This window comes from Nocardia barduliensis, from assembly GCF_013315795.1.
In the GTDB taxonomy this organism is placed as follows: domain Bacteria; phylum Actinomycetota; class Actinomycetes; order Mycobacteriales; family Mycobacteriaceae; genus Nocardia; species Nocardia barduliensis.
The window spans coordinates 158,314-183,577 of the sequence record NZ_JABLTE010000001.1 but is presented as its reverse complement, the minus strand read 5'-3'; the positions used below and the strand labels follow the sequence as shown (position 1 = coordinate 183,577).

General features: G+C 69.8%; 30 protein-coding genes. 17 read left to right on the top strand and 13 right to left on the bottom strand.

The genetic code is table 11. From position 1 onward, the window contains the following. Positions 1-30: 30 nt before the first annotated feature. Positions 31-1,125 carry a UDP-N-acetylmuramate dehydrogenase gene (locus HOV91_RS00945; RefSeq protein ID WP_438822618.1) on the bottom strand — a complete coding sequence of 365 codons (1,095 nt, stop codon included), beginning with the start codon at positions 1,123-1,125 and terminating at the stop codon, positions 31-33. A gap of 197 nt (positions 1,126-1,322) precedes the next feature. On the opposite strand from HOV91_RS00945, the gene HOV91_RS00940 reads away from it, so the two are divergent. The 3 genes from HOV91_RS00940 (at position 1,323) to HOV91_RS00930 (ending at position 3,227) form a co-directional block, all read left to right on the top strand. Then, the gene (locus HOV91_RS00940; RefSeq protein WP_174183460.1) at positions 1,323-1,808 is read left to right on the top strand and encodes a DUF2505 domain-containing protein; all 486 of its coding nucleotides are present in this window, start codon (positions 1,323-1,325) and stop codon (positions 1,806-1,808) included. Between the two features lie 121 nt (positions 1,809-1,929). Beyond that, on the top strand, positions 1,930-2,451 hold the full coding sequence (locus HOV91_RS00935) for a DUF2505 domain-containing protein (protein ID WP_174183459.1): 522 nt from the start codon (positions 1,930-1,932) through the stop codon (positions 2,449-2,451). Then, a complete protein-coding gene (locus HOV91_RS00930; RefSeq protein WP_312884415.1) occupies positions 2,421-3,227 on the top strand; it encodes a class I SAM-dependent methyltransferase in 807 nt (268 codons plus the stop codon). The genes HOV91_RS00935 and HOV91_RS00930 overlap by 31 nt, the downstream gene beginning before the upstream one ends. 27 nt (positions 3,228-3,254) lie before the next feature. Here the strand turns inward: HOV91_RS00930 and HOV91_RS00925 are convergent, their stop codons facing one another. Then, entirely contained in the window at positions 3,255-3,863 is a 609-nt protein-coding gene (locus tag HOV91_RS00925) for a type IV toxin-antitoxin system AbiEi family antitoxin domain-containing protein (RefSeq protein WP_174183458.1), read from the bottom strand. A gap of 99 nt (positions 3,864-3,962) precedes the next feature. Here HOV91_RS00925 and HOV91_RS00920 point away from each other — a divergent pair, with 99 nt between their 5' ends. Beyond that, entirely contained in the window at positions 3,963-4,685 is a 723-nt protein-coding gene (locus tag HOV91_RS00920) for an LmeA family phospholipid-binding protein (protein ID WP_174183457.1), read from the top strand. An 85-nt stretch (positions 4,686-4,770) separates the two neighbouring features. On the opposite strand, the gene deoC is transcribed toward HOV91_RS00920, so the two are convergent. After that, positions 4,771-5,439 (bottom strand): deoxyribose-phosphate aldolase, encoded by a 669-nt coding sequence (gene deoC, locus HOV91_RS00915; RefSeq protein ID WP_174183456.1) that lies wholly within the window; start codon positions 5,437-5,439, stop codon positions 4,771-4,773. A gap of 159 nt (positions 5,440-5,598) precedes the next feature. Here deoC and HOV91_RS00910 point away from each other — a divergent pair, with 159 nt between their 5' ends. Together HOV91_RS00910 and purU are read left to right on the top strand one after the other, a co-directional pair. Continuing rightward, complete coding sequence (locus HOV91_RS00910; protein WP_174183455.1) at positions 5,599-6,159, top strand: GNAT family N-acetyltransferase; 561 nt, start codon at positions 5,599-5,601, stop codon at positions 6,157-6,159. 227 nt (positions 6,160-6,386) lie between these two features. Further along, the gene (purU, locus tag HOV91_RS00905) at positions 6,387-7,277 is read left to right on the top strand and encodes a formyltetrahydrofolate deformylase (protein ID WP_174183454.1); all 891 of its coding nucleotides are present in this window, start codon (positions 6,387-6,389) and stop codon (positions 7,275-7,277) included. Between the two features lie 27 nt (positions 7,278-7,304). On the opposite strand, the gene HOV91_RS00900 is transcribed toward purU, so the two are convergent. The 5 genes from HOV91_RS00900 to HOV91_RS00880 all read right to left on the bottom strand — a co-directional run bounded on the left by HOV91_RS00900 (position 7,305) and on the right by HOV91_RS00880 (position 11,443). Next, positions 7,305-8,348 (bottom strand): alpha/beta fold hydrolase, encoded by a 1,044-nt coding sequence (locus tag HOV91_RS00900; RefSeq protein ID WP_174183453.1) that lies wholly within the window; start codon positions 8,346-8,348, stop codon positions 7,305-7,307. Between the two features lie 92 nt (positions 8,349-8,440). Next, positions 8,441-8,731 (bottom strand): DUF2516 family protein, encoded by a 291-nt coding sequence (locus HOV91_RS00895; protein WP_280474403.1) that lies wholly within the window; start codon positions 8,729-8,731, stop codon positions 8,441-8,443. A gap of 79 nt (positions 8,732-8,810) precedes the next feature. Then, positions 8,811-9,500 carry a heparin-binding hemagglutinin gene (locus HOV91_RS00890; RefSeq protein ID WP_174183451.1) on the bottom strand — a complete coding sequence of 230 codons (690 nt, stop codon included), beginning with the start codon at positions 9,498-9,500 and terminating at the stop codon, positions 8,811-8,813. Next, positions 9,497-10,003, bottom strand: coding sequence for a helix-turn-helix domain-containing protein (locus HOV91_RS00885; protein WP_174183450.1), 507 nt, complete (start codon positions 10,001-10,003; stop codon positions 9,497-9,499). The genes HOV91_RS00890 and HOV91_RS00885 overlap by 4 nt, the downstream gene beginning before the upstream one ends. Before the next feature lie 105 nt (positions 10,004-10,108). Then, complete coding sequence (locus tag HOV91_RS00880) at positions 10,109-11,443, bottom strand: DUF445 domain-containing protein (protein WP_174183449.1); 1,335 nt, start codon at positions 11,441-11,443, stop codon at positions 10,109-10,111. A 219-nt stretch (positions 11,444-11,662) separates the two neighbouring features. On the opposite strand from HOV91_RS00880, the gene HOV91_RS00875 reads away from it, so the two are divergent. The 4 genes from HOV91_RS00875 (at position 11,663) to HOV91_RS00860 (ending at position 15,929) form a co-directional block, all read left to right on the top strand. Next, positions 11,663-12,346 carry a TetR/AcrR family transcriptional regulator gene (locus tag HOV91_RS00875; protein ID WP_174183539.1) on the top strand — a complete coding sequence of 228 codons (684 nt, stop codon included), beginning with the start codon at positions 11,663-11,665 and terminating at the stop codon, positions 12,344-12,346. A 221-nt stretch (positions 12,347-12,567) separates the two neighbouring features. Next, positions 12,568-13,980, top strand: a complete 1,413-nt coding sequence (locus tag HOV91_RS00870; RefSeq protein ID WP_174183448.1) for an ABC1 kinase family protein — start codon at positions 12,568-12,570, stop codon at positions 13,978-13,980. A gap of 36 nt (positions 13,981-14,016) precedes the next feature. Beyond that, positions 14,017-15,267: a saccharopine dehydrogenase family protein gene (locus HOV91_RS00865; RefSeq protein ID WP_174183447.1), complete on the top strand. Its 1,251-nt coding sequence runs from the start codon at positions 14,017-14,019 to the stop codon at positions 15,265-15,267. A gap of 8 nt (positions 15,268-15,275) precedes the next feature. Beyond that, positions 15,276-15,929 carry a class I SAM-dependent methyltransferase gene (locus HOV91_RS00860; protein WP_217439161.1) on the top strand — a complete coding sequence of 218 codons (654 nt, stop codon included), beginning with the start codon at positions 15,276-15,278 and terminating at the stop codon, positions 15,927-15,929. 36 nt (positions 15,930-15,965) lie between these two features. Here the strand turns inward: HOV91_RS00860 and HOV91_RS00855 are convergent, their stop codons facing one another. From HOV91_RS00855 to HOV91_RS00845, 3 genes are all read right to left on the bottom strand, one after another. Continuing rightward, complete coding sequence (locus HOV91_RS00855) at positions 15,966-16,562, bottom strand: TetR/AcrR family transcriptional regulator (protein WP_246349635.1); 597 nt, start codon at positions 16,560-16,562, stop codon at positions 15,966-15,968. Positions 16,563-16,654: 92 nt separating this feature from the next. Beyond that, the gene (locus HOV91_RS00850) at positions 16,655-16,846 is read right to left on the bottom strand and encodes a hypothetical protein (RefSeq protein WP_174183445.1); all 192 of its coding nucleotides are present in this window, start codon (positions 16,844-16,846) and stop codon (positions 16,655-16,657) included. A gap of 63 nt (positions 16,847-16,909) precedes the next feature. Continuing rightward, the gene (locus HOV91_RS00845; protein WP_174183444.1) at positions 16,910-17,632 is read right to left on the bottom strand and encodes a GntR family transcriptional regulator; all 723 of its coding nucleotides are present in this window, start codon (positions 17,630-17,632) and stop codon (positions 16,910-16,912) included. A 182-nt stretch (positions 17,633-17,814) separates the two neighbouring features. On the opposite strand from HOV91_RS00845, the gene HOV91_RS00840 reads away from it, so the two are divergent. The 4 genes from HOV91_RS00840 to HOV91_RS00825 are packed head-to-tail and all read left to right on the top strand — an operon-like array spanning position 17,815 to position 20,519. After that, positions 17,815-18,207, top strand: coding sequence for a hypothetical protein (locus tag HOV91_RS00840; protein ID WP_174183443.1), 393 nt, complete (start codon positions 17,815-17,817; stop codon positions 18,205-18,207). Between the two features lie 41 nt (positions 18,208-18,248). Further along, the gene (locus HOV91_RS00835; RefSeq protein ID WP_246349632.1) at positions 18,249-18,914 is read left to right on the top strand and encodes a hypothetical protein; all 666 of its coding nucleotides are present in this window, start codon (positions 18,249-18,251) and stop codon (positions 18,912-18,914) included. Next, complete coding sequence (locus tag HOV91_RS00830; RefSeq protein ID WP_174183442.1) at positions 18,911-19,636, top strand: ESX secretion-associated protein EspG; 726 nt, start codon at positions 18,911-18,913, stop codon at positions 19,634-19,636. The genes HOV91_RS00835 and HOV91_RS00830 overlap by 4 nt, the downstream gene beginning before the upstream one ends. A gap of 34 nt (positions 19,637-19,670) precedes the next feature. After that, positions 19,671-20,519: a polyphosphate kinase 2 family protein gene (locus tag HOV91_RS00825; RefSeq protein ID WP_174183441.1), complete on the top strand. Its 849-nt coding sequence runs from the start codon at positions 19,671-19,673 to the stop codon at positions 20,517-20,519. Positions 20,520-20,590: 71 nt separating this feature from the next. Here HOV91_RS00825 and HOV91_RS00820 read toward each other — a convergent pair whose 3' ends face one another. Then, positions 20,591-21,922, bottom strand: a complete 1,332-nt coding sequence (locus HOV91_RS00820; protein ID WP_174183440.1) for a carboxylesterase family protein — start codon at positions 21,920-21,922, stop codon at positions 20,591-20,593. Between the two features lie 72 nt (positions 21,923-21,994). Here HOV91_RS00820 and HOV91_RS00815 point away from each other — a divergent pair, with 72 nt between their 5' ends. From HOV91_RS00815 to HOV91_RS00805, 3 genes are all read left to right on the top strand, one after another. Next, positions 21,995-22,591, top strand: a complete 597-nt coding sequence (locus HOV91_RS00815) for a TetR-like C-terminal domain-containing protein (protein ID WP_438822617.1) — start codon at positions 21,995-21,997, stop codon at positions 22,589-22,591. Between the two features lie 168 nt (positions 22,592-22,759). After that, the gene (locus tag HOV91_RS00810) at positions 22,760-23,539 is read left to right on the top strand and encodes a DsbA family protein (protein WP_312884414.1); all 780 of its coding nucleotides are present in this window, start codon (positions 22,760-22,762) and stop codon (positions 23,537-23,539) included. Further along, positions 23,536-24,102: a vitamin K epoxide reductase family protein gene (locus HOV91_RS00805; protein ID WP_174183438.1), complete on the top strand. Its 567-nt coding sequence runs from the start codon at positions 23,536-23,538 to the stop codon at positions 24,100-24,102. Before HOV91_RS00810 ends, HOV91_RS00805 begins: the two co-directional genes overlap by 4 nt. Positions 24,103-24,112: 10 nt before the next feature. On the opposite strand, the gene HOV91_RS00800 is transcribed toward HOV91_RS00805, so the two are convergent. Beyond that, positions 24,113-25,234, bottom strand: a complete 1,122-nt coding sequence (locus HOV91_RS00800; protein ID WP_174183437.1) for a S1C family serine protease — start codon at positions 25,232-25,234, stop codon at positions 24,113-24,115. Positions 25,235-25,264: the final 30 nt, after the last annotated feature.

The window sequence follows — 25,264 nt, the reverse complement described above, 5'->3', positions numbered from 1 at the left end:
GCCGCAGCGTGTGGTGTCGACCTCAGCGCCTCAGAGCGTGATTCCGACGGTGACCGGTTCCGGCTCCAGCGTGATCCCGAAGCGCTCGGCTACGCCGTCGCGCACCGTTCTGGCCAGCGCCACCAAGTCGGCCGCGGTGGCGGCGCCGCGATTGGTCAGCGCCAGTGTGTGTTTCGTCGACAGCCGGGCGGGCGCCTCGGCGCCGGGGAAGCCCTTCGCGAAACCCGCCCGCTCGATGAGCCAGCCCGCGGAGAACTTCACCCCGTCCGGAGCCGGGTAGGTCGGCACCGTGGTCTCGCCCACATGGGCGGCGATCGCGGCGCGCACCCGCGCCACTCGCTCCGGGGCGACCACCGGGTTGGTGAAGAACGAGCCCGCGCTCCAGGTGTCGTGGTCGGCGGGGTCGAGCACCATGCCCTTGCCCGCCCGCAACCGCAGCACCGCGTCCCTGACCTGCGCGGCAGGCCGGGACTCCCCGTCGGCCGCGCCGACCGCAGCGGCCAGTTCGCCGTAGCGCAGCGGCACGCTGGAGCCGTCGGCGCGCAGCGCGAAGTCGACCGCGAGCACGACTGCGTCGTCGCGGTGCTTGAGCACGCTGGTGCGGTAGCCGAACCCGAGTTCGCCGGGCTCGACCCAGCGGGTCTCCCCGCTGGCCCGGTCCAGCAGGCGCACCCGGCGCAGCAGGGTCGCCACCTCGGCGCCGTAGGCGCCCACGTTCTGCACCGGCGTCGCGCCCGCGGAGCCGGGAATGCCGGACAGGCACTCCAATCCGCCCAGGCCCGCGGCTACCGTCGCACGCACCACGGCATCCCAGTTCGCGCCCGCCTCGGCGACCACGCCGCCGTCGCGCAGCTCGACGCCGGTGGTGGCGATCCGGACCACCACGCCGTCGAAGCCGTCGTCGCCGACGAGCAGATTGGAGCCGCCCGCGAGCAGCAGCACGGGGACGCCCGCCGCGTCCAGCGCGCGCACCGAGGCGACCAGGGCCTCGGTCGTCGCGCATTCGGCGACCAGAGCGGGCCCGCCGACCCGCAGTGTGGTCAGTTCCGCCAGCCGCACGTCGGCGCGCAGCCGCGCACCGGTGCCGGCGAGGATGTCCGACGGCACCACTCGTGAAGTTCGCACGCCACACGGTAGCGTGCGCGCGAGTGGCGACCTGCTGCCGTATTCACTCGCCGGGGGATCAGATGGCGCCCCTCGGGTAGCGCGAGCGCGACCCGGAAGCGTACGCGCTTACGGCCACCGTCGGCATTGTTCAGCCCGCGAGCGATCGGACGCCGCCACTCGTGTGGCACGACCGCTGCACGGTAACGTGTGCACTCATGGCTACACCGCTGGCGTACACGGCCCGCTACTCTCATCCGCCCGCCGCGGTGCGCGCGGCGTTCGCGAACGATCAGTACTGGAAGGACCGCATCGCGCAGGTCGGCGGTCCCAACGCTCGGATCGAGTCGGTCACGATCAGCGGTGACCAGGTGCGTGTCGAAATGGTGCAGGCCATCGCGGCCGAGCAGTTGCCCCCCGCCATCACCGCGGTGCGCCCCGGCGATCTGATCATCCCGCGCGTCGAGGACTGGAGCGGGGATCGGGCCACCTTCGAAGCCCGCGTCGAGGGCGCACCCGCCGAGGTCCGCGGGACCATCACGCTGAGCGCCGACGGCTCCGGCTCCGTCGCCACCACCGACGGCACCATCGAGGTGAAGATCCCGCTGTTCGGCGGCAAGATCGAGAAGGCGATCGCCGAGCACCTCACCGAGCTGCTGAAGAACGAGGCGGAATTCACCGGCGACTGGCTCGCTGCGCACTGACCCCGGCCGGGCGGACCCGCGCTGTGCCACGTCACACCGTGCGGTCCGCGCGTTCGTGTCCCGTCCGCACTCCACCCGCCCGTCGTGGTCGGCGCCATCGGACCCAGTAACGTGTGAGCCCATGGCACGCCGATTGGACTATTCCGCCCGCTATCCGCTGCACACCACAAAAGAGCTGTACGCGGCGCTGTCGAACCGCGATTACTGGAACGCGCGGATGGAAGAGATGCGGAAATACTCCCCCGGCAACGAGGTGGTCCGGCTGGAGGCGGGCGACGGCGGCATCGACGTCGAACTGCACCACATCCTGCCCCGCGACATGCTGCCGGAGATCGCCCAGACGGTCATGCGCAAGGACATGGTGATCACCCGCAAGGAGACCTACAGCCCGTTCGCCCCGGACGAGATCACCGGCAAGTACTCGGCGTCCATTCCCGCGGGGCCGGGCAGCCTCGGCGGCACCATCCGCCTGTTCCCCACCGAGACCGGTTGCACCATGCGCTTCTCCTCGGAGGCGAAGGTGTTCATTCCCATGGTCGGACCACGCCTGGAACAGCTGATGCTGGTGAACCTGGTCGACCTGTTCCGCGGCGAGGCCGAGTTCACGGTCAAGTGGTTGGAAGAACAGCACCCCACTCGCTGACCGGACCGGTCGGCAACATCACCCGTGGCACCACCGCCGTCAACCGCCTCCGCCGCAGCGACCGCTGGCTGATCAACGACGAACTCGTCGCCGAGCGGCTGAGCGGCGCGCCCGATCCGCTCGTGGTCGACCTCGGGTACGGCGCGAGCCCGTGGACCACGTTCGAGCTGGCCGCGCGGCTGCGCACGGTGCGCGCGGACGTGCGGGTGGTCGGACTCGAGATCGACCCGCAGCGCGTGGTGCCCGGACGGGACGGCGTCACCTTCGCACGCGGCGGATTCGAACTGGCCGGGCTGCGGCCGGTGCTGGTGCGCGCCTTCAACGTGCTGCGGCAGTATCCCGAATCGGCGGTCCCGCAGGCGTGGTCGACCGTCCTTGCGGGGCTGGCGCCGGACGGGCTGCTTGTCGAGGGCACCTGTGACGAATTGGGCAGACGCTGCGCGTGGGTGCTGCTCGACCGGAACGGACCCCGCTCGCTCACGCTGGCCTGGGACCCGTTCACCGTCGAGCGCCCCTCCGACCTCGCCGAACGCTTGCCGAAGGCGCTGATCCACCGCAATGTTCCCGGTGAACCGATCCACGCGCTACTCACCGCCGCCGATCGCGCCTGGGCCCACGCCGCGCCGATGGCGCCTTTCGGTCCGCGAGTCCGCTGGCGCGCGGCGGCGCAGGCACTGCGCGCGGCAGGTTTCCCGATCCGCCACTACCGTCGCCGCCTGCGCGACAACGTGCTCTCGGTGCCATGGCCTGCCGTCGCGCCGCTCGGTACGAGCTGACCAGCCCCGCCATGTCCCGGAGATTCGTCACGCTACGGCAAGCGCCCGGTACACCCGGCGCGCGGCGCGCGGCGACAAGCGCGCCCCCGCGTCGGTGATCTCCGCGCCCGCACACCGGTCGATGGCGACCGCGTCGGCGACCACCTCGTCCAGCGCGGCCTGCCCGATATCGCCCTCGGCCAGGTCGAGCACCGTACGCACCGGTGTCGTCACCAGGAACGGGCCCGCCGACTCCACCTCGGCGCCGGTCAGCGCGCGGCGCACGACCACCAGCCGGGGCGTCACCGGCGGACGTCCCGCGCGCACCGACAGGTGCAGGAACCGCGGGCGCAGGCTGCCGAGCCCGTGCAGCTCCGCCGCGCTGTGGTGGGAGACGACCGAAGCGCCGTCGAACCAGGCCGCCCACATCGCGTATTCGTCGAGCGGCCCCTCCGGCCACTCGGCCAATCGCAGCATGCCGACCCCGGCCCTGGTCACCGAGCCGTCGGCGAGCCCTGCCCGCACGCGTGCCCCGCAACCCGTGCGCAGCACCTGCCGAGTCGTGAAGAAACCGGCGTGCCGACCGGCCCAGCGGCGCAGAACACGCCATCCTTGTTCCGCGGATCCGATCGCGCGGCTTGCCACATCGCCAGCCATGGGCATCAGGCTACGCTCGGTTTTTGTGCCTCATGTCACATTCGAACCCCTCACTGCCTCCACAGAGACGGCACAGAAAGGTCGGGAAGAATTTTCGCCATGAGTACGAACGCAACCTCCACCTCGACGATCAACCGGCGAGCCCTGCTGATCGCCCTGACCGTGGTAGCGCTTCTGCTCGCCACGGTCCTGGTCGGCGGCGAGGCATACGCCAGGCACCGGGTGTCGAGCTGCATCAGCTCGCAGTTCGAGAAAGAGATGGGGTCGAAGATCGACGTGAGCTTCGGTCCCAAGCCGATGCTGATCACGTGGATCGATGGCAAGGTGCCCTCGGTGCGGGTGGACAGCGCCGACACCAAGTTCGGCCCCGCCGTCGGCATGGTGGTGCACTCCGTCTTCCGCGACGTCGACGTGCACGACCCGAACGGGGCCGTGATCGACAGCTCTTCCGCCGACGTCACGTGGAGCAACGAGGGCATCAAAGAGACCCTCGGCGGGATGGTCAGCGGTGTGACCTCCTCGGCGAGCACGGGCATGCTCACCCTTTCGGTGCTCGGCGGTCTCGCCGAACTCCAGCTGAAGCCGCAGCTGGTGAACGGCGCGGTGCAGGTGGAGACGATGTCGGCGGAGTTGCTCGGCATCGGCCTGCCCGCCGATCTGGTGCAGAGCATCGTGGACATCTTCACCGAGAGCCTGCAGAGCTACCCGCTCGGCCTGACGGCGACTGAGGTGAAGGTCACCGACTCCGGCGTCGAGGTGCGACTGGCCGGTGGGCGGACCCAGCTCGAGCCGGCGGGTAACAGCTCCGACGCGCGCTGCTGAAGGTCGTGCCGCCGCAACACTTTCGAGGGGTCAAGCGGGCGCTCCGGGGCGAACCGACTGCCCGCCCGAGGTTTCCGGCGGCCGGTCAGGGTGCGAAGCCGTCGAGTACCTCGCGGGATTTCGACAGCCCGAGCCGGGTCGCGCCCGCGGCGATCAGCTCCGCCGCGGCCTCGGCGGTCCGGATGCCGCCGCTGGCCTTGACCCCGAGCCTGCCACCGACCGTCTCGGCCATCAGTCGCACCGCGTGCGCGCTCGCTCCGCCAGCGGGATGAAAACCGGTGGAGGTCTTCACGAAATCGGCTCCCGCGCGTTCGGCGACCTGGCACACATGCACGATCGCGTCGTCCGGCAGCGCGGCCGATTCGATGATCACTTTCAGCAACGCCCGATCGCCGATCGCTTCGCGCACCGTGACGATGTCGGCCAGCACCGCGGTGAAATCGCCTGCCCGCGCCGCGCCGACGTCGATGACCATGTCCACCTCGGCGGCGCCCTGGTCCACCGCGAGCCGCGCCTCGGCGCCCTTGACCAGCGAATGATGTTTGCCCGAGGGGAATCCGGCGACCGTCGCGACCACGAGCCCGGGCGCGCGCACCGGCAACATGGACGGCGACACACAGATCGCGAGCACGCCCATCGCCCGCGCGTCCTCGATCAGCGCGTCGACATCGGCGGGAGACGCCTCCGGGGCGAGCAAGGTGTGATCGATCATGGCGGCCACTTCGGCCCTGGTCAGCGACGTGGAACTTGCCATGGGGTGAGAGTCTGGCACACCGGACGCGAATTCCGTTGCGCGCCCGGCGGCACTTCCCGCACACTCGTAGCTGATGGCGCATCGGAGAACGTTTCGCCACGGTCGACCGACCGACCAGTGTGTGCGGATGGGCCCTACTTCGTTCGGGAGGAGACGACCGTGCTGATCCGTCGCGAACGCGCCGACGACGCCGCTGCGATCGCGGCGGTGCATCGCAGCGCATTCGCACCGCACTATGCCCGTGCCGAGCACCCTGACGGCGTCGGCGTGCCCGGCGACCACGGCAGCGCCGATCCGCCGGAGGTGGGGCTCGTCGCGCGGTTACGCAGTGACGAGGGCTGGATCCCGACGCTCTCGCTGGTGGCGATCGAGCACGACAGCGTGGTCGGCCACCTGTGCCTGACCCGGGCGGCGGTCGGCCCCTTTCCCGTGCTGGCGCTCGGCCCGATCGGCGTCCTCGCCGACCACCAGGGTGCCGGAGTGGGGTCGGCTCTCATGCACGCGGCCCTCGGGGCCGCCGACGCGCTCGACGAACCGCTGATCGGCCTGCTCGGCAGCCTGGAGTACTACCCGCGCTTCGGTTTCGTCCCCGCCGCCCGCCTCGGCATCACCCCGGACGATCCCGCGTGGATCAGCCACTTCCAGGTCCGCACCCTGTCCGCCTACGACTCTCAGATCGTCGGCGAATTCCATTACGCGGAGCCGTTCTACGAGCTCTGACCAGGCTCCGACACGAATCGCCTACCAGCTGATATTCGGAGCGCCGACCCGGTGCAATCGACGCAGCCCCGAGCGCGCCGCGCTGTGAGCACTACGCCCAGGGGTCGATAACGGACACTCCGGCCGCTCGGACTTCGCATGTACGTCGGCGAGTTCCGCTTGGCGTCTCTCGCCCGGTCAGCGAAGGTGGGGCGAATGCCGTGCGGCATACCTGGGAGGATGGACTCATGAGTTCCGCTCCACCCGTTCAGGACGATCGCCGTTACGTGCTGACGCTCGGCTGCCCGGACCGTCCCGGCATCATCGCCGGGATCACGTCGTTCATCGCCGAGTTCGGCGGCTCGATCGTGGAGGCGGGGTATCACTCGGACCCGGATACCGGCTGGTTCTTCACTCGCCAGGCGATCAAGGCGGGCACGGTGCCGTTCGAGCTCGCGGAACTGCGCGACCGGTTCGCGGGGGTGGCGGCCGGCCTCGGTCCGGAGACCGAATGGCAGCTGCTCGACTCCGGTGCGCGCCGCCGCGCGGTCCTGCTGGTCAGCAAGGACGGTCACTGCCTGCACGACTTGCTCGGACGCGCCGCCAGCGGTGAGCTGCCCGCCACCATCGAGGCGGTGATCGGCAATCACCCGGATCTGGCCGCGATGACCGAGGCGCACGGGGTGAAGTTCCATCACGTGCCGTTCCCGAAGGACCCGGCCGAGCGCGGTCCCGCCTTCGAAGAGGTCCGCGCCCTGGTGGACGCGCACGACCCGGACGCCGTGGTGCTGGCGCGGTTCATGCAGGTGCTGCCCGCCGAACTGTGCGAGCACTGGGCCGGGAAGGCGATCAATATCCACCACAGCTTCCTGCCCTCGTTCGTCGGCGCTCGCCCGTATCACCAGGCGTTCGCCCGCGGCGTGAAACTGATCGGCGCCACCTGCCACTACGTCACCGCGGAACTGGACGCGGGCCCGATCATCGAGCAGGACGTCATCCGCATCGATCACGCGGACGAAGTGCGCGACATGGTCCGCCAAGGCCGCGACATCGAGCGGGTGGTGTTGGCGCGCGGACTGCGCTGGCACCTGGAGGGCCGCGTGCTGGTGCACGGCCGCCGGACGGTCGTCTTCTCCTGACCGGCGACCGAACCCGGCCTCGGCGGGTCAGCCCGCGAGGTCGGCGCGGGCACGTTCGCCCACGACGGCGAGCAGGCGCCGGAGTTCCTCGTTGAACCGCTCGTAGGCCTCGACATTGCCGAGATGGCCGGTCGGCAGCACCTGGTAGCGCATCAGGCTGCCGGTCTGCCGCAGCATGTCGACGATCCGCTCGGAGTGGACCGGCGGGGTCATGTCGTCGTATTGGCCGGAGAGCACCGTCGTGGGGACCACCAGCTCGCGCGCCGACTCCCCCACGTCCATCGTGGCGAGCAGGTAGCCGAACCTGGAACGCACCCAGGCCGGGCACGACCGCACGATGGCCATGCTGAAGTCCAGCAACTCGCCTTCGGCCGCGGTACTGAGGATCTGGCGCGCGAACAGCCAGCGCACCGGCGCGATGGGCGGGAAGACGATCGGTGCGCCGAGCCCCAGCCTGCCGAACAGGAACGGCAGCGGCACCTTCAACTGCAGCAGCCGCCACGGCCGGTTCAGCAGCGGTACCACCGTGGTCTCCAGGATCAGCCGGTCGGCCGCGGTATTGGTGAGCAGCACCCCGAGCGCCTGCCGCGCGACCCGCTCGGGATAGCGTCCGGCCCACGCCTGCAGCGTCATGCCGCCGAGACTGTGGCCGACCAGCACGGCCCGCTGTCCGGGCGCGAGCGCGGCGTCGAGTACCGCGGCCAGGTCGTCGGCCAGCAGGTCCATGGTCAACTCGCGCGAGCCGTATTCGCTCTCGCCGTGGCCGCGCTGATCGTAGGCGATCACCCGGTAGTCGCCGGCGAACGCGTTGATCTGCGGGTTCCAATATTCCAGGCAGCAGGTCCAGCCGTGGACGAGCACGATGACCGGGCGATCGGACGGTCCATAGGCGTGTACGCGCAGCAGGGCTCCGTCCCCGGTACGGACCGGGATCACCTCGCGGGGCGCGTTCGGGGGGTTGAACGCCGCGGTCCGGTAGGTACGGGAACGCAGGTCGGCGCTGTGCGCGTCGCGCAAGCTCCGGAGCAGACCCGGGAAGCTCGTCAACGCGGTCGGCAGCAGGGCACGCATCGGACACTCCTTTGTGTTACTGATAGATACAGTAACCCCGATTCGCACCGCTTGCTAGTGCAAGCACTCTTACCAGTCGACGAAGTGCGCCCTCACCAGCGCGGACCCCGCTGCACCTCGTCCACCTTCGGCCGGACATCGGCCAGATAGATGCCCGTCGCGATGATGGCCGCGAAGGAGAGCAGGCCCAGACCCGCGGGGAAGAGGACCAGCACGAGCACAGCCGCCCCGAGAATTCCCAGCCAGATCGGCTTGGTCAGCTTGTCCACCGCAGTGAACGCGTCCGGACGCTGACGAACGGCGTGGATCAGCGCGAAAATCGTCGCACCGAGCGCCGCCAGCCACAGCACCAGCAGGATCATCCCGGTCAGTCCGTGCACCATGTTCACCCCACCCATCATAGAAGCAACGCCCCCGCACACCAGGGGTGTACGGGGGCGCCGGGCAGCGTCAGCGGGCGGTTCAGGCCTTGGGGGGAGCGGCCTTCTTCGCCGGAGCCTTCTTGGCGGCCGTCGGAGCGGCCTTCTTGGCCGGAGCCTTCTTCGCCGCGCCGTTCGCGACGGGAGCCGGGGCGGACTCGGTGGTCACCTCGACAACCTCGGCCTCGACCACCGGCGCGGGGACGACGTCCGCCGCGGTCTCGGTCCGGGTCTCGGCCTCCACCTTGGCCGGGCGGCCCAGCAGCCCGTTGACGCGCTCGAGCACGTCCTCGGCGCGGCTGACCGCGTCGCCGTAGATGGTCTCGACCTTGCCGATCCGGTCCTCGACGAGGTGGTTGGCGCGCAGCCGCTCGATGGTCTCCTCACCGCGCACGGCGAGGTCGGCGTAGATGTCGAGCGCCTGGCGGTAGTACTTCTCGGCCAGCGTGCGCAGCTCCTCGGCGGTGAACTTCTCGCGCAGCTCGGCGAGGTCGTCCGGAAGCTCCGACGGCAGCCCGGACAGCCGCTCGCGCAGCGACTCGAACTGGGCCTGCACATCGGCGGGCACGTTGGCGAAGCGCTCGCGCGCCTCCTCCACCCTGGTCTGCACCTCGGTCGCGACGGTGCGCTCGCGCACCTGCGCGACGACGTCGTTGACGGCGGCGTAGAGGGCGTCACCCGCGCCGACGGTGGCGAGCAAGGGCTTGGTGACGGTGGCGTTCTTCTCTGTCATGGTGTTTCGTTCTCCTGGCGTGGCGGAGTTTCGGTTGTCGTGCGCGGAACGTCGCTGTCCCATACGTCCCCCCCTGCCTCGTTTCCTCCGTTTTCCCGGCGAAACGATTCATAGATGTCCAGCAGCACCTGCTTCTGCCGTTCACTGATCGACGTGTCGGCAAGCAGGGCGTCCCGGACCGGACTGTGCGGCCGCTGCTCGAGATAGCCAGCCCGTACGTACAAGACCTCCGAGGAGACCCGCAGCGCTTTCGCGATCTGCGTGAGCACTTCGGCGGACGGATTGCGCAGTCCGCGCTCGATCTGACTGAGGTACGGATTACTCACCCCCGCCAGCTGGGCGAGCTGACGCAACGAGACCTGCGCGGCTTCTCGCTGCGCCCGGATGAAGCCTCCGATGTCGTGCGCCGCACTGACGACGCGCCCTCCTCGTTCCCCGACCTCGGACGAGTGCTCGTTCGATCTGTCGGCGTACTCGGCGGAAACCTCGGGCTGGTCTGCCATCACTCACCTTCTGGCGGTTGTACGGGTTCGATTCTAGGGCAGGGTGCTAACTCTTGCAAGCAGTCTGCTAGCAGTGTTTCGGCAAACGTTCCGCGTGCCAGGGGATCAGCCGCCGAACATCAGATGGGAAATCGTGTAGATCGCCAGTCCGGCAAGCGAACCGACGACGGTTCCGTTGATCCGGATGAATTGCAGATCGCGGCCCACTTGCAATTCGATCTTCTTGCTTGCTTCCTCGGCATCCCAGCGGGCAACCGTGTCGGTGACCAGCGTGCTGATCTCACCCGCGTAGTTTTCCACCAGGTACCGAGCGCCGCGGTCGATCCAGCTGTCGACGTTGGCGCGCATGTCCGCGTCGTCGCGCAAGCGCTCGCCGAGCTGCTGGACGTTCTCGGCGACCTTGCGCCGCAGCGTGCTGTTCGGGTCGTCGGCGGATTCCAGGATCAGCCGCTTCGCCGCGCGCCAGGTGGCCGAGGCCAGTCCGGTGATCTCCTCGCGCCCCATGATCTGCGCTTTGATGCGCTCGGCCTTCTTGATCATGGCGTCGTCGAATTGCAGGTCCTCGGCGAATTCCTCCAGGAACCGATTCGCGGCGAGCCGGACCTCGTGCTCCGGGTTGGAGCGGACTTTCCAGGTGAACTCGACCAGTTCCCGGTAGATCCGCTCGGAAAGCAGAATGTTGACGAATTTCGGCGCCCACTGCGGGGCGTCGCGCAGCACGATCCGATCGATGGTCTCCTGCGAGCCGAGCGCCCACTGGTGCGCGCGCTCGGCCAGCAGGTCCAGCAGCGCCAGCTGGCGGTTGTCGGCGAGCAGTTCCGCGAGCACCCGCCCGATCGGCGGGCCCCACAGCGGCTCGGCGATCCGCTTGACGATGGTGTTGTCGATGACCTGCTCGACGTCCTCGTCGCGCAGCACACCGACGACGGCCCGCAGGATCGTCGAACTCTCCTGCGCCACCCGCGCGGCATGACCGGGATCGGCCATCCACCGACCGACCCGCCAGGACACCTGCGCGGAATTCACCTTGGCCGACACCACTTCCGGCGCGAGGAAGTTCGTGCCGACGAAGGTGCCGAGACTGGCGCCGAGCTGGTCCTTCTTGCGGCGGATGATCGCCGTGTGCGGAATCGGCAGGCCGAGCGGGTGGCGGAACAGGGCGGTCACCGCGAACCAGTCCGCCAGCGCGCCGACCATGCCCGCCTCGGAGGCGGCACGCAGGTAGCCGACCCAGTCGCCGCCCGCGCCCCTGGACTCGGTCCAGCGACAGAACAGGTAGATCGCGGTGGCGAGGCCGAGCATGCCGGTGGCGAACGCCTTCATCCGCCAGAGGTCACGACGCTTGGCCGCCTCGTCGAGCACGGCGGCCAAGCCGAAGGGCGCGGCGGCAGGCGCGGCGGGGGCGTCGATCACCGCGGTGTTGCCGGGAGCTTTCTCCATACCTCCCATTCTGCTGTGCTCGGCGCAGGGGCGAGCGGACGAGTGGAGATGCACACATCCGACGCGCCCGGCGCTGTGGTTCCTACCGCATCCGGGCCCAAACGCGCATATCACGGGTATCGGGGACCTAAGCTGGTAGCCACCGGAGAAAACACACGAACGAGGGAGCCCACGCTGTCCACCGAAGACCTTGTCGATATCGGCGAGCGACCGTCGGCGGTGCGCGGCGGCCGGATGGACGGCCGCAAGCGCCGGTGGCGGCAACACAAGATCGATCGGCGCGAAGAACTCGTCGACGGCACCTTGGCCGCGGTGCGCGCCAGGGGCAGCAACGCGGGCATGGACGAGATCGCCGCGGAGATCGGCGTGTCCAAGACGGTGCTCTATCGCTACTTCTCCGACAAGAACGACCTGGTCCACGCGACGATGCAGCGGTTCATCGAGACCACGCTGATGCCGCGGGTGTACGGCGCGATCAGCCTGGACGCCGACGAGTACCAGCTGGTCCGCTCGGCGCTGGCCGAGTACGTCGGCACGGTGGACGAGGACCCGGAGGTCTACCGGTTCATCATGGGCAACGGCTCGGCGGACCAGTCCTCGCTGGCGGAGTTCGAGAAACTCTTCGCCGAGGTGGTGTGCGCGGTGATCACCGAGCGCGCCAAGGAGCGGGGCGTCGAGACCGAGGGCGCGGCGCTGGCGTCGTACGTGCTGGTCGGCGGCATCCAACTGGCGACGCACTGGTGGACGACGAACAAGTCGATGTCGCGCGAAACCGTGATCGACTACCTCACCATGCTCGCCTGGAGCGCCATCGAGGGCATGGCCCGCGCGGGCGGCTCCCCCGCGGCATTCAACGCGCAGCCGCACGTGCTGCCCGACCCCGAGACGCCCGCGCAGACCTGATCCGGGGTAGAGCCCAGGTGCTAGCTGGACTGCTTGCTGAAGTTCCCACGCGCTCTCGACTTTGCCGAAACGTTGGTTAGTCTGAACCCGAGCGGTGCGCCGAGTGCGCTGCGTCACCGCCCGGCGCCGTACGCGACGGCGGTCCGCGCGGATCCTCCCGGTCCCGCAGGCCACCGCCGCGCGTCCGTCGCACCGACCGCGGCACCAACGGAGGTACCTCGATGGCGAAGCAAGTACCGACCTCTCGGCTTGCTCGTGGCACCAAGCTGGGTGCGGTAGCAGCCAGTTCGGTGCTTCGCACCCAGCGCACGCGGTTGACCATGCGGGGCAGATCCGAGGCCGTCCGGGCGAAGATGGCCGAGGAATCCATGATTCGCACCACCGAGCAGGTGGTCATGGTGCTGGGCACCATGAAGGGCGTCGCCATGAAGCTCGGCCAGATGATGTCGGTGCTCGATCTGGACCTGGTCCCCGAGGACCACCGGGAACGTTTCCAGAAACGGCTGGCCGTGCTGCGCAACGCGGCGCCGACGGTCTCCTTCGCGGCCATGCGCCAGGTGATCGAGGAGGACTTCGGCAAGCCGCTGGAGGCGATCTTCGCCGAATTCGACGCCGAGCCGGTCGCCGCCGCCTCGATCGGCCAGGTCTATCGAGCGCGCCTGCACGACGGCCGCCAGGTCGCGGTGAAGGTGCAGTACCCCGGCATCGACATCGCCGTGCGCGCGGACCTGAAGAACCTCGCCATGTTCCGGCGCGTGCTGCAGTCCGCGATGCCGTGGGTGACGCCGGCGGTGCTGGACGAACTGCGACTGAACATGGAGGCCGAGCTCGACTACCGGGCCGAGGCGGCCACCCAATTGCAGATCGCCGCGATCTACGCCGAGCACCCGTTCGTCATCGTGCCGCGCTCGCTGCCGGAGTTGTCCACCACGCGGGTGCTGGTGACCGAGTACGTGGAGGGCAAGGGGTTCGAGGAGATCCGGCAGCTGCCCCAGGCGCAGCGCGACCGGATCGGCGAGATCATCTACCGGTTCTACGTGGGGTCGCTGTTCACCTTCAACGAGTTCTGCGGCGACCCGCATCCCGGCAACGTGCTGCTGGCGGCGGACGGCCGGGTGGGCTTCCTGGACTTCGGTTTGTTCAACCGGATGGACCCCGAGCACGTGCAGTTCGAGCTGGTCTGCCTGCGCGCCGCCGCCGAAGAGCGCGCGGAGGACCTGCGCGAGCTGATGGTCCAGCGCGGCGTCATCGATTCGCCGCAGGAGATCGGCGCCGAGGAGTGCCTGGAGTACGTGCTGGCCGCCTCGGAATGGTGTCTGGTCGACGAGGAACTGACCATCACCCCCGAGCTGGCCAGCGGCGCGTTCCTGCTCGCGGTGGACCCGAGGGCCAGCGAGTTCACCGGCATGAAGCAGCAGAATCTGCCGCCCGAGCACCTCTTCTCCCGCCGCGCCGACTTCCTGACCTTCGGCATGCTCGGCCAGCTCGGGTGCACCGCGAATTGGCATCGCATCGCCCGGGAATGGCTCTACGACGAACCACCGGTCACCGAGCTCGGCCGCGCCCATCACGCCTGGCTCGCCGACCGCCCGCACGCCGCGCCGCGACGGCCACGCAAGAAGACCACGAAGTAGCCGCCGACCGGCGACACGACCGCAGAACGGAAGACCATGGCAGACACTCGGGAATTCGACCTAGTCCTCTTCGGCGCGACCGGCTTCGTCGGCAAGCTGACCGCGCAGTATCTCGCCGATGCCGCACCGGAATCGGCGCGCGTCGCGCTGGCCGGCCGGTCGCTGGACAAGCTGACCGCCGTGCGTGCGGGGCTCGGGCCGAAAGCCGCGGACTGGGGCCTGGTGGTGGCCGATTCGAACGACCGGACCGCACTGGACGAGCTGGCCGCGCGCACCAAGGTCGTCGTCACCACCGTCGGCCCGTACCTGCGCTACGGGATGCCGCTGGTGGCGGCCTGCGCCGCGAACGGAACCCACTACGCCGACCTCACCGGTGAGCCGCTGTTCATCCGGGACGCCATCGACGCCCATCACGAACAGGCCGTCGCCAGCGGTGCGAAGATCGTGAATTCGTGCGGCTACGACTCGATTCCGTCCGATCTGAGCGTCTACCAGCTCTACCGCCGCACAGTCGAGGACAACACCGGCGAGCTCGTCGACACCACTCTGGTGGCTTCGCTCAAGGGCGGCGTCAGCGGCGGCACGATCGATTCCGGCCGCGCCATGATGGAGGCGATCGCCGCCGACCCGGCCAAGGGCAAGGTGCTGTCGCACCCGTATTCGCTGAGCCCGGACAAGTCGATGGATCCCGACGTCGGCCGCCAGACCGACCAGGCGCTGTCGCGGGCCAGCGCCATCGACCCGAGCCTGGACGGGTGGGTGAGCACGTTCGTCATGGCCGCGCACAACACCAAGATCGTGCGCCGCACCAACGGGCTGCTCGGCTGGGTGTACGGCAAGAACTTCCGCTACCGCGAAGTGATGAGCGCGGGACGCTCGCGGGTGGCGCCGCTCGTCGCAGCCGGCATGGCGGGCGGCATCGTGGCGGGCATGACCGCGGGCGCGCTGCTGTCACGGGCCTCCGCGGGCCGCAAGCTGCTGGACCGCGTGCTGCCCAAGCCCGGTACCGGGCCCAGCGAAAAGGCCCGCACCAGCGGTTGGTTCAGCATGAAGACCTTCGCCCACACCACCTCGGGGGCGAAATACGTGGCCACCTTCGCCGGTAAGGGCGACCCGGGATACCAGGCCACCGCCGTGCTGCTCGGCGAGAGCGGCCTGTGCCTGGCATTCGACACCGACAAGCAACCCGACCTCGCGGGCGTGCTCACGCCCGCCGCGGCGATGGGCGACGCGCTCACCGAGCGGCTGCGCGCGGCGGGCATGACCATCACGGTGGATCGCGCCTGAGGAACGCGATGCCGGTGAACCTCGCACGAAAGACGATGAACGCCCCGGCGCTGGCCGCGGTGTACGAACGAGCCTGGCGGCCGACGCTGTTCTATCTCGCCAGCGGCCGCACCACCGCGGCGGACCGGCGCGACGCCGTCGCCGCCCTGCGGCTCGGCGGCGCGCAGAAGGTGCTCGACATCGCCTGCGGACCGGGCAATTTCACCCGATACCTCAGCGAGGCGCTGTCCGGCGACGGCTACGCGATCGGCCTGGACTACTCCGAGCCGATGCTGGCGCGCGCCGTCGCCGACAACGCCGGGCCTCGCGTCGGATATCTGCGCGGCGACGCGCGCACCCTCCCGTTCGCGGACGGGACCTTCGACGCGGTCTGCTGTTTCGGCGCGCTCTACCTCATCCCCGACCCGCTCGTCGCGGCCCGCGAGATGATCCGCGTGCTCGCCCCAGGTGGCCGCATCGCCATCACCACCAGCCATCGGGCCGCCAACCCGTTGGGCGACGTGAGCCGCGTGGTGGGCAGTTGGAGCGGGTTGCGGGTGTTCGGCACCCGGACGTTCCCTGCGCTGTTCGCCGAGCACGGATTGGTGGAGATCGACCAGCGGGTCCATCGCCTGCTGCAGTACGTCAGCGCGACGAAACCCGTCGCCGCGGCCGGGCGCTGAACTGTCGGCATCCGATCCGTTCGCTCGGCCGGATGATCAGCCCACGGTGACGGCGCGGATCAGGAATTCGAGTTTGTCCACGGTCCGATCGAGCGGGCGGGTGCTGCGTTCGGCCCGGCACATCGCCACCGTGCCCTCCATCGCGGCCACGACCAGGGTGGCGGTCTGCTCGGCGTCGACGTCGCTCGCGCCGTGCTCGCGCAGCGACCGCGCCAGCAGCCCGGCCCAGTTCTCGAACGCGGCCGCGGCGGCCCGCTGTGGCCGGTCGTCGTCCACCCGGTCTTCGACCGAGACGGCGAGCACCGGGCATCCCGCCTGGAAATCGCTGTCCACCACGATCTTTCGCCACATGTCCGTGAACGACCGCAGTCCGGCGACCGGACCGGCCGACAGGCCGTCGGCGAGTTCGCGGGCGGCCAGCGCGTCGGCGAACCGCACGGCTTCCGCGGCCAGTTGGGATTTGCCGCCGGGGAAGTAGTGGTAGGTGGAGCCCAGCGGCGCCTGGGCATGCTTGGCCAGCTCCCGCACACTGGTGGCGTTCAGGCCGCGGCGGCGGATCATGTCGGCCGCGCCTGCCACCATCCGCTCACGCGCCTGCGGCGTCTCGGCCATCACTTCTCCTCCCCTGTTCATGACGACTGTCATAGCGTATGGGAAGACCCTCGCGGCTACACCGGCGGTCCGGAAACAGTCTCCGAGCATCACCGTGGACGCGTTCGGACACGTCACGGTGCCGGCGGGGCGGAGCCGAGGTCGACCATGCGGTGGAGGATGGCGGGAGCCAAGGCCAACTCGAATTCCGTACCGCTGCTTTCGAAGACGAACGCGAGGTAGTCGTTATGCGGGAGCGGGGCCCGGCGGACCGAGCAGTGCTCCCCCACGATCAACCAGCCGCCCATGGTCAACTGATCGGACATCGCCACTCCCCACCCCTTCGACACTTCCGACAAGTGGACTATGCCAGTTGCGCTCGAGCGGTGTCAACGGCGGAAATCGGCCGCTGAGCTGGTGGAATATTCCTGTCGGATGGTTCCGTGGCCGGGTGGGTGGACGATCTCGCGGTACTCGAGCGCGACGCCGTCGGCGTCCAGCGCTGTGCGGTGCACGACCAGCACGGCCGACGGAGCCGGGAGTTCGAGATGGCGGCCCTCGTCGTCGGTGGCCAGCCGGGCGCCGACGCTCTCGCGCACCACCGCGGCGGTGCGTCCGATCGCGGCTTCCAGGTGTGCCGAGACCTCGCCGGGTACGGCTTCCGATCGGGCGGCGTCGATGAACCAGCAGGTGATGAGCCTCGTCGGACCGGATGCTCCCGCGCACAGCGTCTTTCGCATGAGCACCGTGCTCGCGGCGCGTAGGCCGAGCGCGTCGGTCACCTCCTGCGGTCCTTCGACCTCCTCCGTTGCCAGCACGATCACCGATTCGGCTGCGGCAGAGCGCGTTCCGTATCGAGGCACGCGCTCCCGCATCAGCGGGAAGCGTTCGGCCACATAGGTGCCCGATCCACGGCGCGACCGCACGATTCCCTCCTGGCGCAACGCGTTCAGTGCCTTGGCGGCGGTAGGCCGGGCCACCTTCCAGCGGGCGGCGAGCTCTCGTTCGGAGGGCACCTCGGCGCCGGGAGCCAACTCGCCACGCTCGATCAGCTCGCGCAGGTGGCCGGAGATCTGCAGGTATTTCGGTACCGCGCCACGGTTTTCGGTCACCGGTCTGCCTCCCCTGCGGACACCGCCCCTCGGACCGCTGGCCAGTGTAACAACGGCAGGTCGGCTCGCCGGGTACGCCGCACAAGCCGGCGCCGACGCGGTCCGGCGTCTTGTACCGACCGGTAAAGTGCGAGTCCAGTACAGCGCGGTACGAACAGGACCGAGCGGAAGGGGGCTTCCACGTGGCGGTACCGGATACCGGGCAGGGGACGGCGCGAGAGCTGTACGCCGCGGCGGTAGGCGCGGGCGGGGGCGAACCGTTCGAGCTGGACACCGCGGTCGCGGAGAACCTCGCCGCCGCCTGCGACAAACTCGTCGACGATCTGCGTCGCGCGATGACGGGCGAACATCTCGTCACCGACGTGACCGGCTTTCCCGACCTACCCACCGGCCACGGGCTCACCCACGGGTTCGCCGACAAGGGACGGCAATACCTGGACACCCTCACCGCGTTCCAGGAGACCGCGCTGCTGTTCAAAGCCGCGTATCTCGCCGCGGCCAACCGGCTGGCCGATGCCGAGGCGGCCAATCAGGCCGCGCTGCGGCTGATCACCGAGTACCTGGAGCCCCGGTGAGCACCCGCCGGTGCGCCGGGAACGACTGAGGGGGACGAGGGATGGCAGACTCCGCGGCACGCGCAGCCGCCGACGGCATCCGGCAGGAATTGGCCGGTTTCACCGACGGGGCGACCGACCCCGCCTACGCGCCGGATCGGGAGCTGTTCGGGGCCTACACCCATCAGCAGATCTGGGACCTGGTGCACGAAACCCTCGATCCGGCGGCGCTCGGCCGGATCGCGGAGGCATGGCAGGCCAACGCCACCGCGGTAGCCGAAGCGTTCCAAGCCTTCTCCGATGCCACCAATCGGGAATTCGCCCGCTGGTCCGGCCGCGCAGCCGACGCCGCGGTGGGCGCGACCAGGCAATTCGTTCGTGCGGGCGTGGACGCGCACGACGTGTGCCGGGCGGTCGCGCGGCTGATGGAGTTGAATAGCGATGCCGCGCAGACGGTCCGGGGCGCTATCGCACCGCCGCAGCGGTATCGGCCGCTCGCTGACCCGGCCGCCGAAGCGGTTTACGGTGGAAAACGTAGGATGGAACACGATAGTGCGGCGGCAGACATCGAGGCGGATGTCCGGGACACCATGACTTATGTCTACACCCCGACGATGCCCGCCACCGGCGATCACGTTCCCCAGTTCCCTCGGCCGCACGAAACTTCGGCGGGCGACCGTGCCGCACCGGCCGACCCGAACTCCGTCCGCGGAGGCGGCGCGCGGTGAAATGGGTGCTCAGCCCGGACGAATTCACGCATGTCTGGACGAACGAAACGAGCCTGGACCGCAGGCCCTATCCGGTCAACATGGTCCCCTCGGCCACGGTGCGCACCGAATCGGAGTACCACGCCCTCGGCCTGCCACAGCGCTTCGCCCGGCAAGCGGATCCGGACCTGGCCGCCGCGCTGATGCTCTGCGCGCGCAACGACGCCACCACCATCACCGTCTCGGGCGAACGCTCCGCGCTGCCGCGCAACGGCGGTGAGCCCGAGGCCGAACGGATCCTCGCCTTCGCCGCGGTGGTGCACAACCACGCGGGCATCCTGGTCGCCACCCCCGACCGGGTGACCGTGCAGATGTGCCACGCCCGCGCCGTGGGCGAACGCCTGGTGCACATCATCGGGTCCGCGCGGCCGGGCAGGCTGGCTCCGATGCGCGAGCCGCAGGACGCCGTGCTGAGCCCCGACCGGACGGAGCCGTTCGTCACCAATGGTCACCGCGGCGCGGCGAAATTCCGGCAAACCCTGCGCAAGCCGGTGGACGGACGCGGCTTCATCACCGTCACGGTGGAGCCGGAGAATCCCATGTCCCCGCCCACCCGCCACCGCACCTGGCTGGACTTCACCGGCGACGGTCGCTACTTGCTCACCACCGCGCACGATCTCGTCCTCACTCCGGTGTCGGACGAGGAGTTCGCCACCCAGCTGCTACGCCTCGCACAAGTCTGAGCATGGGGAACTCCCGCGTGGGTAGGTTTACGGCATGCCGAAGCATTGGACGGTCCCGCCCACCGAGGCACTGAGAGCCGACGGCTCGAAAGTCGCCGAGCTGGACACCTCCGCGACGCCGGGATTCACCGGTGACAAGAAGTCGGGCGGCGCCCTGCTGGCCGAACGCAGCCTGGTGCTGTCGGATCTGCAGGAGAAGCTGTACGCGAACGGCCGCGCCGGCGGCGATCGCCGCAGCGTGCTGCTGGTGCTGCAGGGCATGGACACGGCGGGCAAAGGCGGCATCGTCCGGCACGTCATCGGGTCGGTCGACCCGCAGGGCGTCGACCACGCCGCGTTCGGCGTGCCGACGCCGGAAGAACGCAGCAAGCACTTTCTGTGGCGCATTCGCAAGGCATTGCCACGGGCGGGCCAGATCGGTGTCTTCGATCGCTCGCACTACGAGGACGTACTCGTGGTGCGGGTGCACGACTTGGTGGCGCCCACGGTGTGGGAGCCGCGCTACGACGAGATCAACGCGTTCGAGCGCGAAGTGGTGGACGGGGGCACCACGCTGGTGAAGGTGGCGATGTTCGTCTCACTCGACGAACAGAAGAGACGCCTGGCCGAGCGGCTGGAGCGTCCGGACAAATACTGGAAGTTCAACCCGTCCGATATCGACGAGCGCGCGTACTGGCCCGCCTACCAGGAGGCGTACCAAGCGATGCTGGACCGCACATCCACCGGGTACGCGCCCTGGCACGTCGTACCCGCCGACCGCAAGTGGTTCGCCCGTCTCGCGGTCACCGAACTGCTGATCGCGGCGCTGGAACGGCTCCAACTCGACTGGCCTCCGGCGACGTTCGACGTCGCGGCGCAGCGGGAGCGCTTGGCCCAAGCGTGAGGTGAAGGGGCCGTGCCGTGACCCCGCTGCCTGGTCTGCGATGAGGCACGCCGAGTGCGCCGCGACCGCGCTCAGGGCAGTTGCCGGACGGAACGGGAACTCGGTCGGTGCGGGGTCCAGTAGGTGTCCGCGATCCGCCCGGTGTGCGCGAATTCGCCCCAGTAGGCGCGGGTGCGGCGGCCGAGCACGTCGATCTCCGCCGCCGTGAGGGGCGCGACCATCGGGGCGGTGTGCCAGGTGTCGCCGTCGGCGAACAGCAGCGGCAGATCGATGCAGTGGCAGGCGCCGTACGGATTCGCCGGGTGCAGCTGTCCCATCCGGTAGCAGTACACGCGCGCCCCGGCGTCGGCCAGTTCGTCGGCGAAGCGGAACAGCCCGTGCTCGAACGCCTTTCGCCCGATCAGGCGCTGCACCGCCGCGTCGAGCCGGGCGCCGACCACCGGCAGCCGCCGGAGCTTGCCGAAGATCGGATGCGGGCCGCCGTAGAACGCCCGCGCCTCCTCGGCCGCGCACCCGAGCAGCACCGGCAGATCGGTGGCCGCGTCGCGCACCGCCGCGCGCCACGTGCGCTCGTCGGGCAGCAGTCCCGCGTCGGCCACGGGCGCGAAGGGTGGCGCCGGGTTCATCGCGCCGGGTCCTGCGGCCCGCCGGACGGTGCGGCCCTGCGCGGCGAGCAGTTCGCGTACCGGGGCGGTGCGCGGATCGGCGTCGAGTTCGGTCAGGAACATCGCTCCGATCCGCTCGGCCCGCCGGTGGCTGAGGAACCCGACGCCGAAGGGCGCGCTCTGCACGATCGCCCCGGCGAACAGCGGGCGGGCCTCCGCGATCCCCAGCAGCGCGACGACCGACTGCGCGCCCGCCGACTGCCCCCACACGGTGACGCGCTCCGGATCGCCGCCGAACTCGGCGATGTGTTCGCGCACCCAGCGCAGGGCCATGATCTGATCGCGCAGGCCGAGATTGCCCGCCGAGATGCCCGGTGCGCGCAGATATCCCAGCACGCCCAGCCGATAGCTCACCGAGACCACGACGGCGCCGGTCTCGCCCACCAGCCGGTCCGCGTCGTACAGATTCCATTGCCCGCTGCCCGCCAGATAGGCGCCGCCGTGCAACCACACCAGCACCGGACGGGCGCCCGGTCCGGCGTCCACGGGGGCGGTGACGGTGAGCGCGAGACAGTCCTCCGACTGCTCGAGCGGCTCCGCCCGCCCCATCACGCTCTCCAGCCGCCCCGGCAACTGCGGCGCTATCGCGTACCGGCGCGTCGCGTCGTACACCCCGTCGGGCGCGGCGACGGCCTCCGGCGGTGCGAATCGCTCCGCCCGTGCGTACGGAATCCCGCGGAACACCGCGACCTCGCCGCGGACTTCGCCTCGCCAGCGCCCCGAGACCACGTCCTCCATGCCAGTCCTCTCCGCTATCGCAAGTCGACTTGCGATAGCGTCACGGTAGAGGCCGGGCCCGCACAACGCAAGATGAGTTGCGATGATCGCCCGATGAGTGACTCCCCCGCACAGCTGCGCGGCGCGCGTCTGCGCAAAGCCGTACTCGACGCGACCCTGGCCCGCATCGAGTCGGCCGGCATCGCCACCGTGCGGATCGCCGATGTGGCCGCGGACGCGGGCGTGCACGAGACCTCGATCTACCGGCGCTGGAAGACACTGCCCCGATTGCTGCTGGACGCATTGCTGTCCCGGGTGGCCGAGGAGATCCCGCTGCCGGACACCGGGTCGCTGCGCGGCGATCTGGAGCGGTTCACCACCGATCTCGTTCGCTTCGCCGGGACGCCATCCGGCCGGGCGTTGATCCGCGGCACCGTGATCGCCGAGTCCGACCCCGAGGTCGATGCGATCCGGCGCGAATTCTGGGTGCGGCGACTGTCATCGTCGGAAGAGATCGTCCGGCGCGCCATCGCTCGCGGCGACGTGGCGGCCACGGTGGATCCCCGGCTGACCATGCTGACCCTGGGCGGCTTGGTCCATCTGCACGTCACGCAACTGGGCGAGCAACTGCCGCCCGGGCTGGCCCGCGACGCCGTCGATCTGGTCCTCACCGGCATCATGCCGCGCTGAACGTGTCGGCCGACCGGAATCAGCGGTGGCCGACCGGATGTTTCGGAATCTCTCAGGTAGGACGACCATGATGGCGGGCGTGGGCCGCTCACGCGGGAGAGTGGTCGGCGGATCTACGATCGTGACGGCAGGAACCGTCCGGCGAGCGAAAGGCGTGGTGAACGCACGGTGAGCAAAAACCAGGGTGGGAAGTCGAACCCGCTGCTGGCGGCGGAACGCGCCGACCGCAATCGGAAGATCTTGATCCAGGTGGCCGTCGCCGCCGTGCTCGTCGGGTTGATCGCGGCCATCGGCATCGGCATCGCGGTGCAGAAGGCCCGCAACGACGATCCCGGCCCCGCCCCGTCCATCGCCGCGACCGCCACCCAGGACCCTGGCGCCGTTCCCGCCTCGATCACCGACAACGGAGCCGTTCGGATCGGCAATCCGGACGCGAAGGTCACCGTGCGCGTGGTCGCCGACCTGCAGTGCCCCGCGTGCAAGGCCTTCGAGGCCGCCAACGGCCAGGTGCTCGAGGACGCGGTGAACAACGGCACCGCGGTGGTCGAATACAACGTGATCGCGTTCTTGGACAAGGCGTCCACCACGCGGTACTCCTCGCGTGCGGGCAGCGCCTCCTACTGCGTCGCCGAGGCCGATCCGTCGAAGTACCAGGACTGGCTGAACGCGATGTTCGCGCAGCAGCCGCCGGAGGGCGGCGCGGGTCTGTCCGACGACCAGCTGGTTCAGATCGCCAAGAGCGTCGGCTACACCGACGACGCGGTCGCCCAGTGCATCACCGACCACAAGTACGACAAGTACGTCCAGGCCAACACCAAGGAAGTTCTGGCCAGCGGCATCCAGTCGACTCCCTCGGTGTTCGTGAACGGCAAGAAGGTCGAGTCCAGCCAGGAGATCTTCGGCAACGGCGGCCTCGCACCCGTGATCAGCGCCGCCGCGGGCCAGTGATCACCGCGGGGCCCCGGGCCGCCTGGGTCCTGCTGATCAGCGGGCTGGCCGGCTGGCTGGCCGCGGTGGCGCTGACCGTGGAACGGTTCAAGCTGCTCACCGATCCCGGCTACACCCCGTCGTGCAGCCTCAACCCGATCCTGTCCTGCGGGTCGGTGATGGTGACCGACCAGGCCGCGGTCTTCGGGTTCCCGAATCCGCTGATCGGCGTGGTCGGATTCTCCGTCGTCGTGACGCTCGGCGTGCTCTCGGTGGCGGGGGTCGGCTTCCCGCGTTGGATCTGGGGCGGCGTGTGGCTGGGCACCGTGTTCGGGGTCGGCTTCGTCTGCTGGCTGATCTTCGAAAGCCTGTACCGGATCAACGCGCTGTGCCCGTACTGCATGGTGGTGTGGGCGATCATCACGCCGCTGCTCGCGGTGAGCACCGATCAACTGTGGGGGCGCTCCCGAGGCCCGCTCGGCGTGCTCGCCGAGTGGCGCTGGACGATCGTCGCGCTGTTCTTCGCGGTGGTGCTGCTGCTGGTGTTCCTGCGCTTCCAGGACTACTGGCTGTCGCTGGTCTGATCCCGGCCGATCAATTCGGCGGACCCGCAACCAGCGCCACCCGCACCGTGCGCTCGCCGCCCGCGCCGGTGACGCCCAATCGAACGGTGTCGTTCGGCTTGCGCGTATTCAACGCCGCGCGCAGGGACTGCGCGTTGGTGACGGCGTGGTCGTCGAGTGAGGTGATCACGTCGCCCGCGGCCAGACCGGCGGCGTAGGCGGGCATGCCGTAGAGCGCCACGTCCACGCGGGCGCCCGTGCCCGCGGGCAGCGCGTTGGAGATGAGCACACCCAGCGTGGCCGTCGGGCCGACGTGCACCGTGTCGGTCGGGGTGCCGGAGCGAATCTGCCGCACCACTCGCATCGCGGCATCGATGGGCACCGCGTAGCCGTTCGCCGGCTGATCGGCCGCCCGCGCCCCGTCGCCCGACGCCGCGGCGATGACGCCGACCACGGACGCGTTCCGGTCCACCAGCGCGCCGCCGGACTGTCCCGGCGTGACCGCCGCCGCGACCTCCAACATGCCGCTGAGCGCCTTGCGGGACAGATCGGCCGCGTTGACCGCCACGATCGCGCTGTCCAGATCGGTGAGGGGGCCGTGCACCGCGGTCGGCGTGCCGCCGGTCCCGCCCGCGTTGCCGATCGCCAGGACCTCCTCGCGCAGGCGCAATCCGGCCGAACTGCCGATCGTCGCGATCGGCAGTTCGGCGGCGGCCAGGTCCAGCAGCGCGATATCGGCCTCGGAGTCGTAGCCGAGCACCACCGCGTCGTACACCTTGCCGTTGCCGACGCCGGTGACGGTCACCGTGTCCGCGCCCTTGACCACGTGGTGGCTGGTGAGCACCTCGCCGTCGGGGGTGAGGACGATCCCGGACCCGGCCGCGCCGGGCCCGGACCGCTCGGCCGAGGCATTGACGTTGACCAAGGCGGGTCGCACCGCCGCGGTGATCGCGCCGGGGTCCAGCGGCTGCGGTGGGGCGAACCCGACCGAGGCCACGGTCTCGGCGGGATCGGGCCGGTTGTCTGCCGGGAGATCGCCGCGATACCCGAGAAAAACGGCCATGGCGAGCACGAGGGTGCCGACCAGGATGAACACCCGGCCGCCGCCCGGCCCGCGCCGCGCCCCGGTCCACTGCTGCCGTTCTTCGTCCATGGCTCTCCCGCCTCGGCCGAACCGCTCACC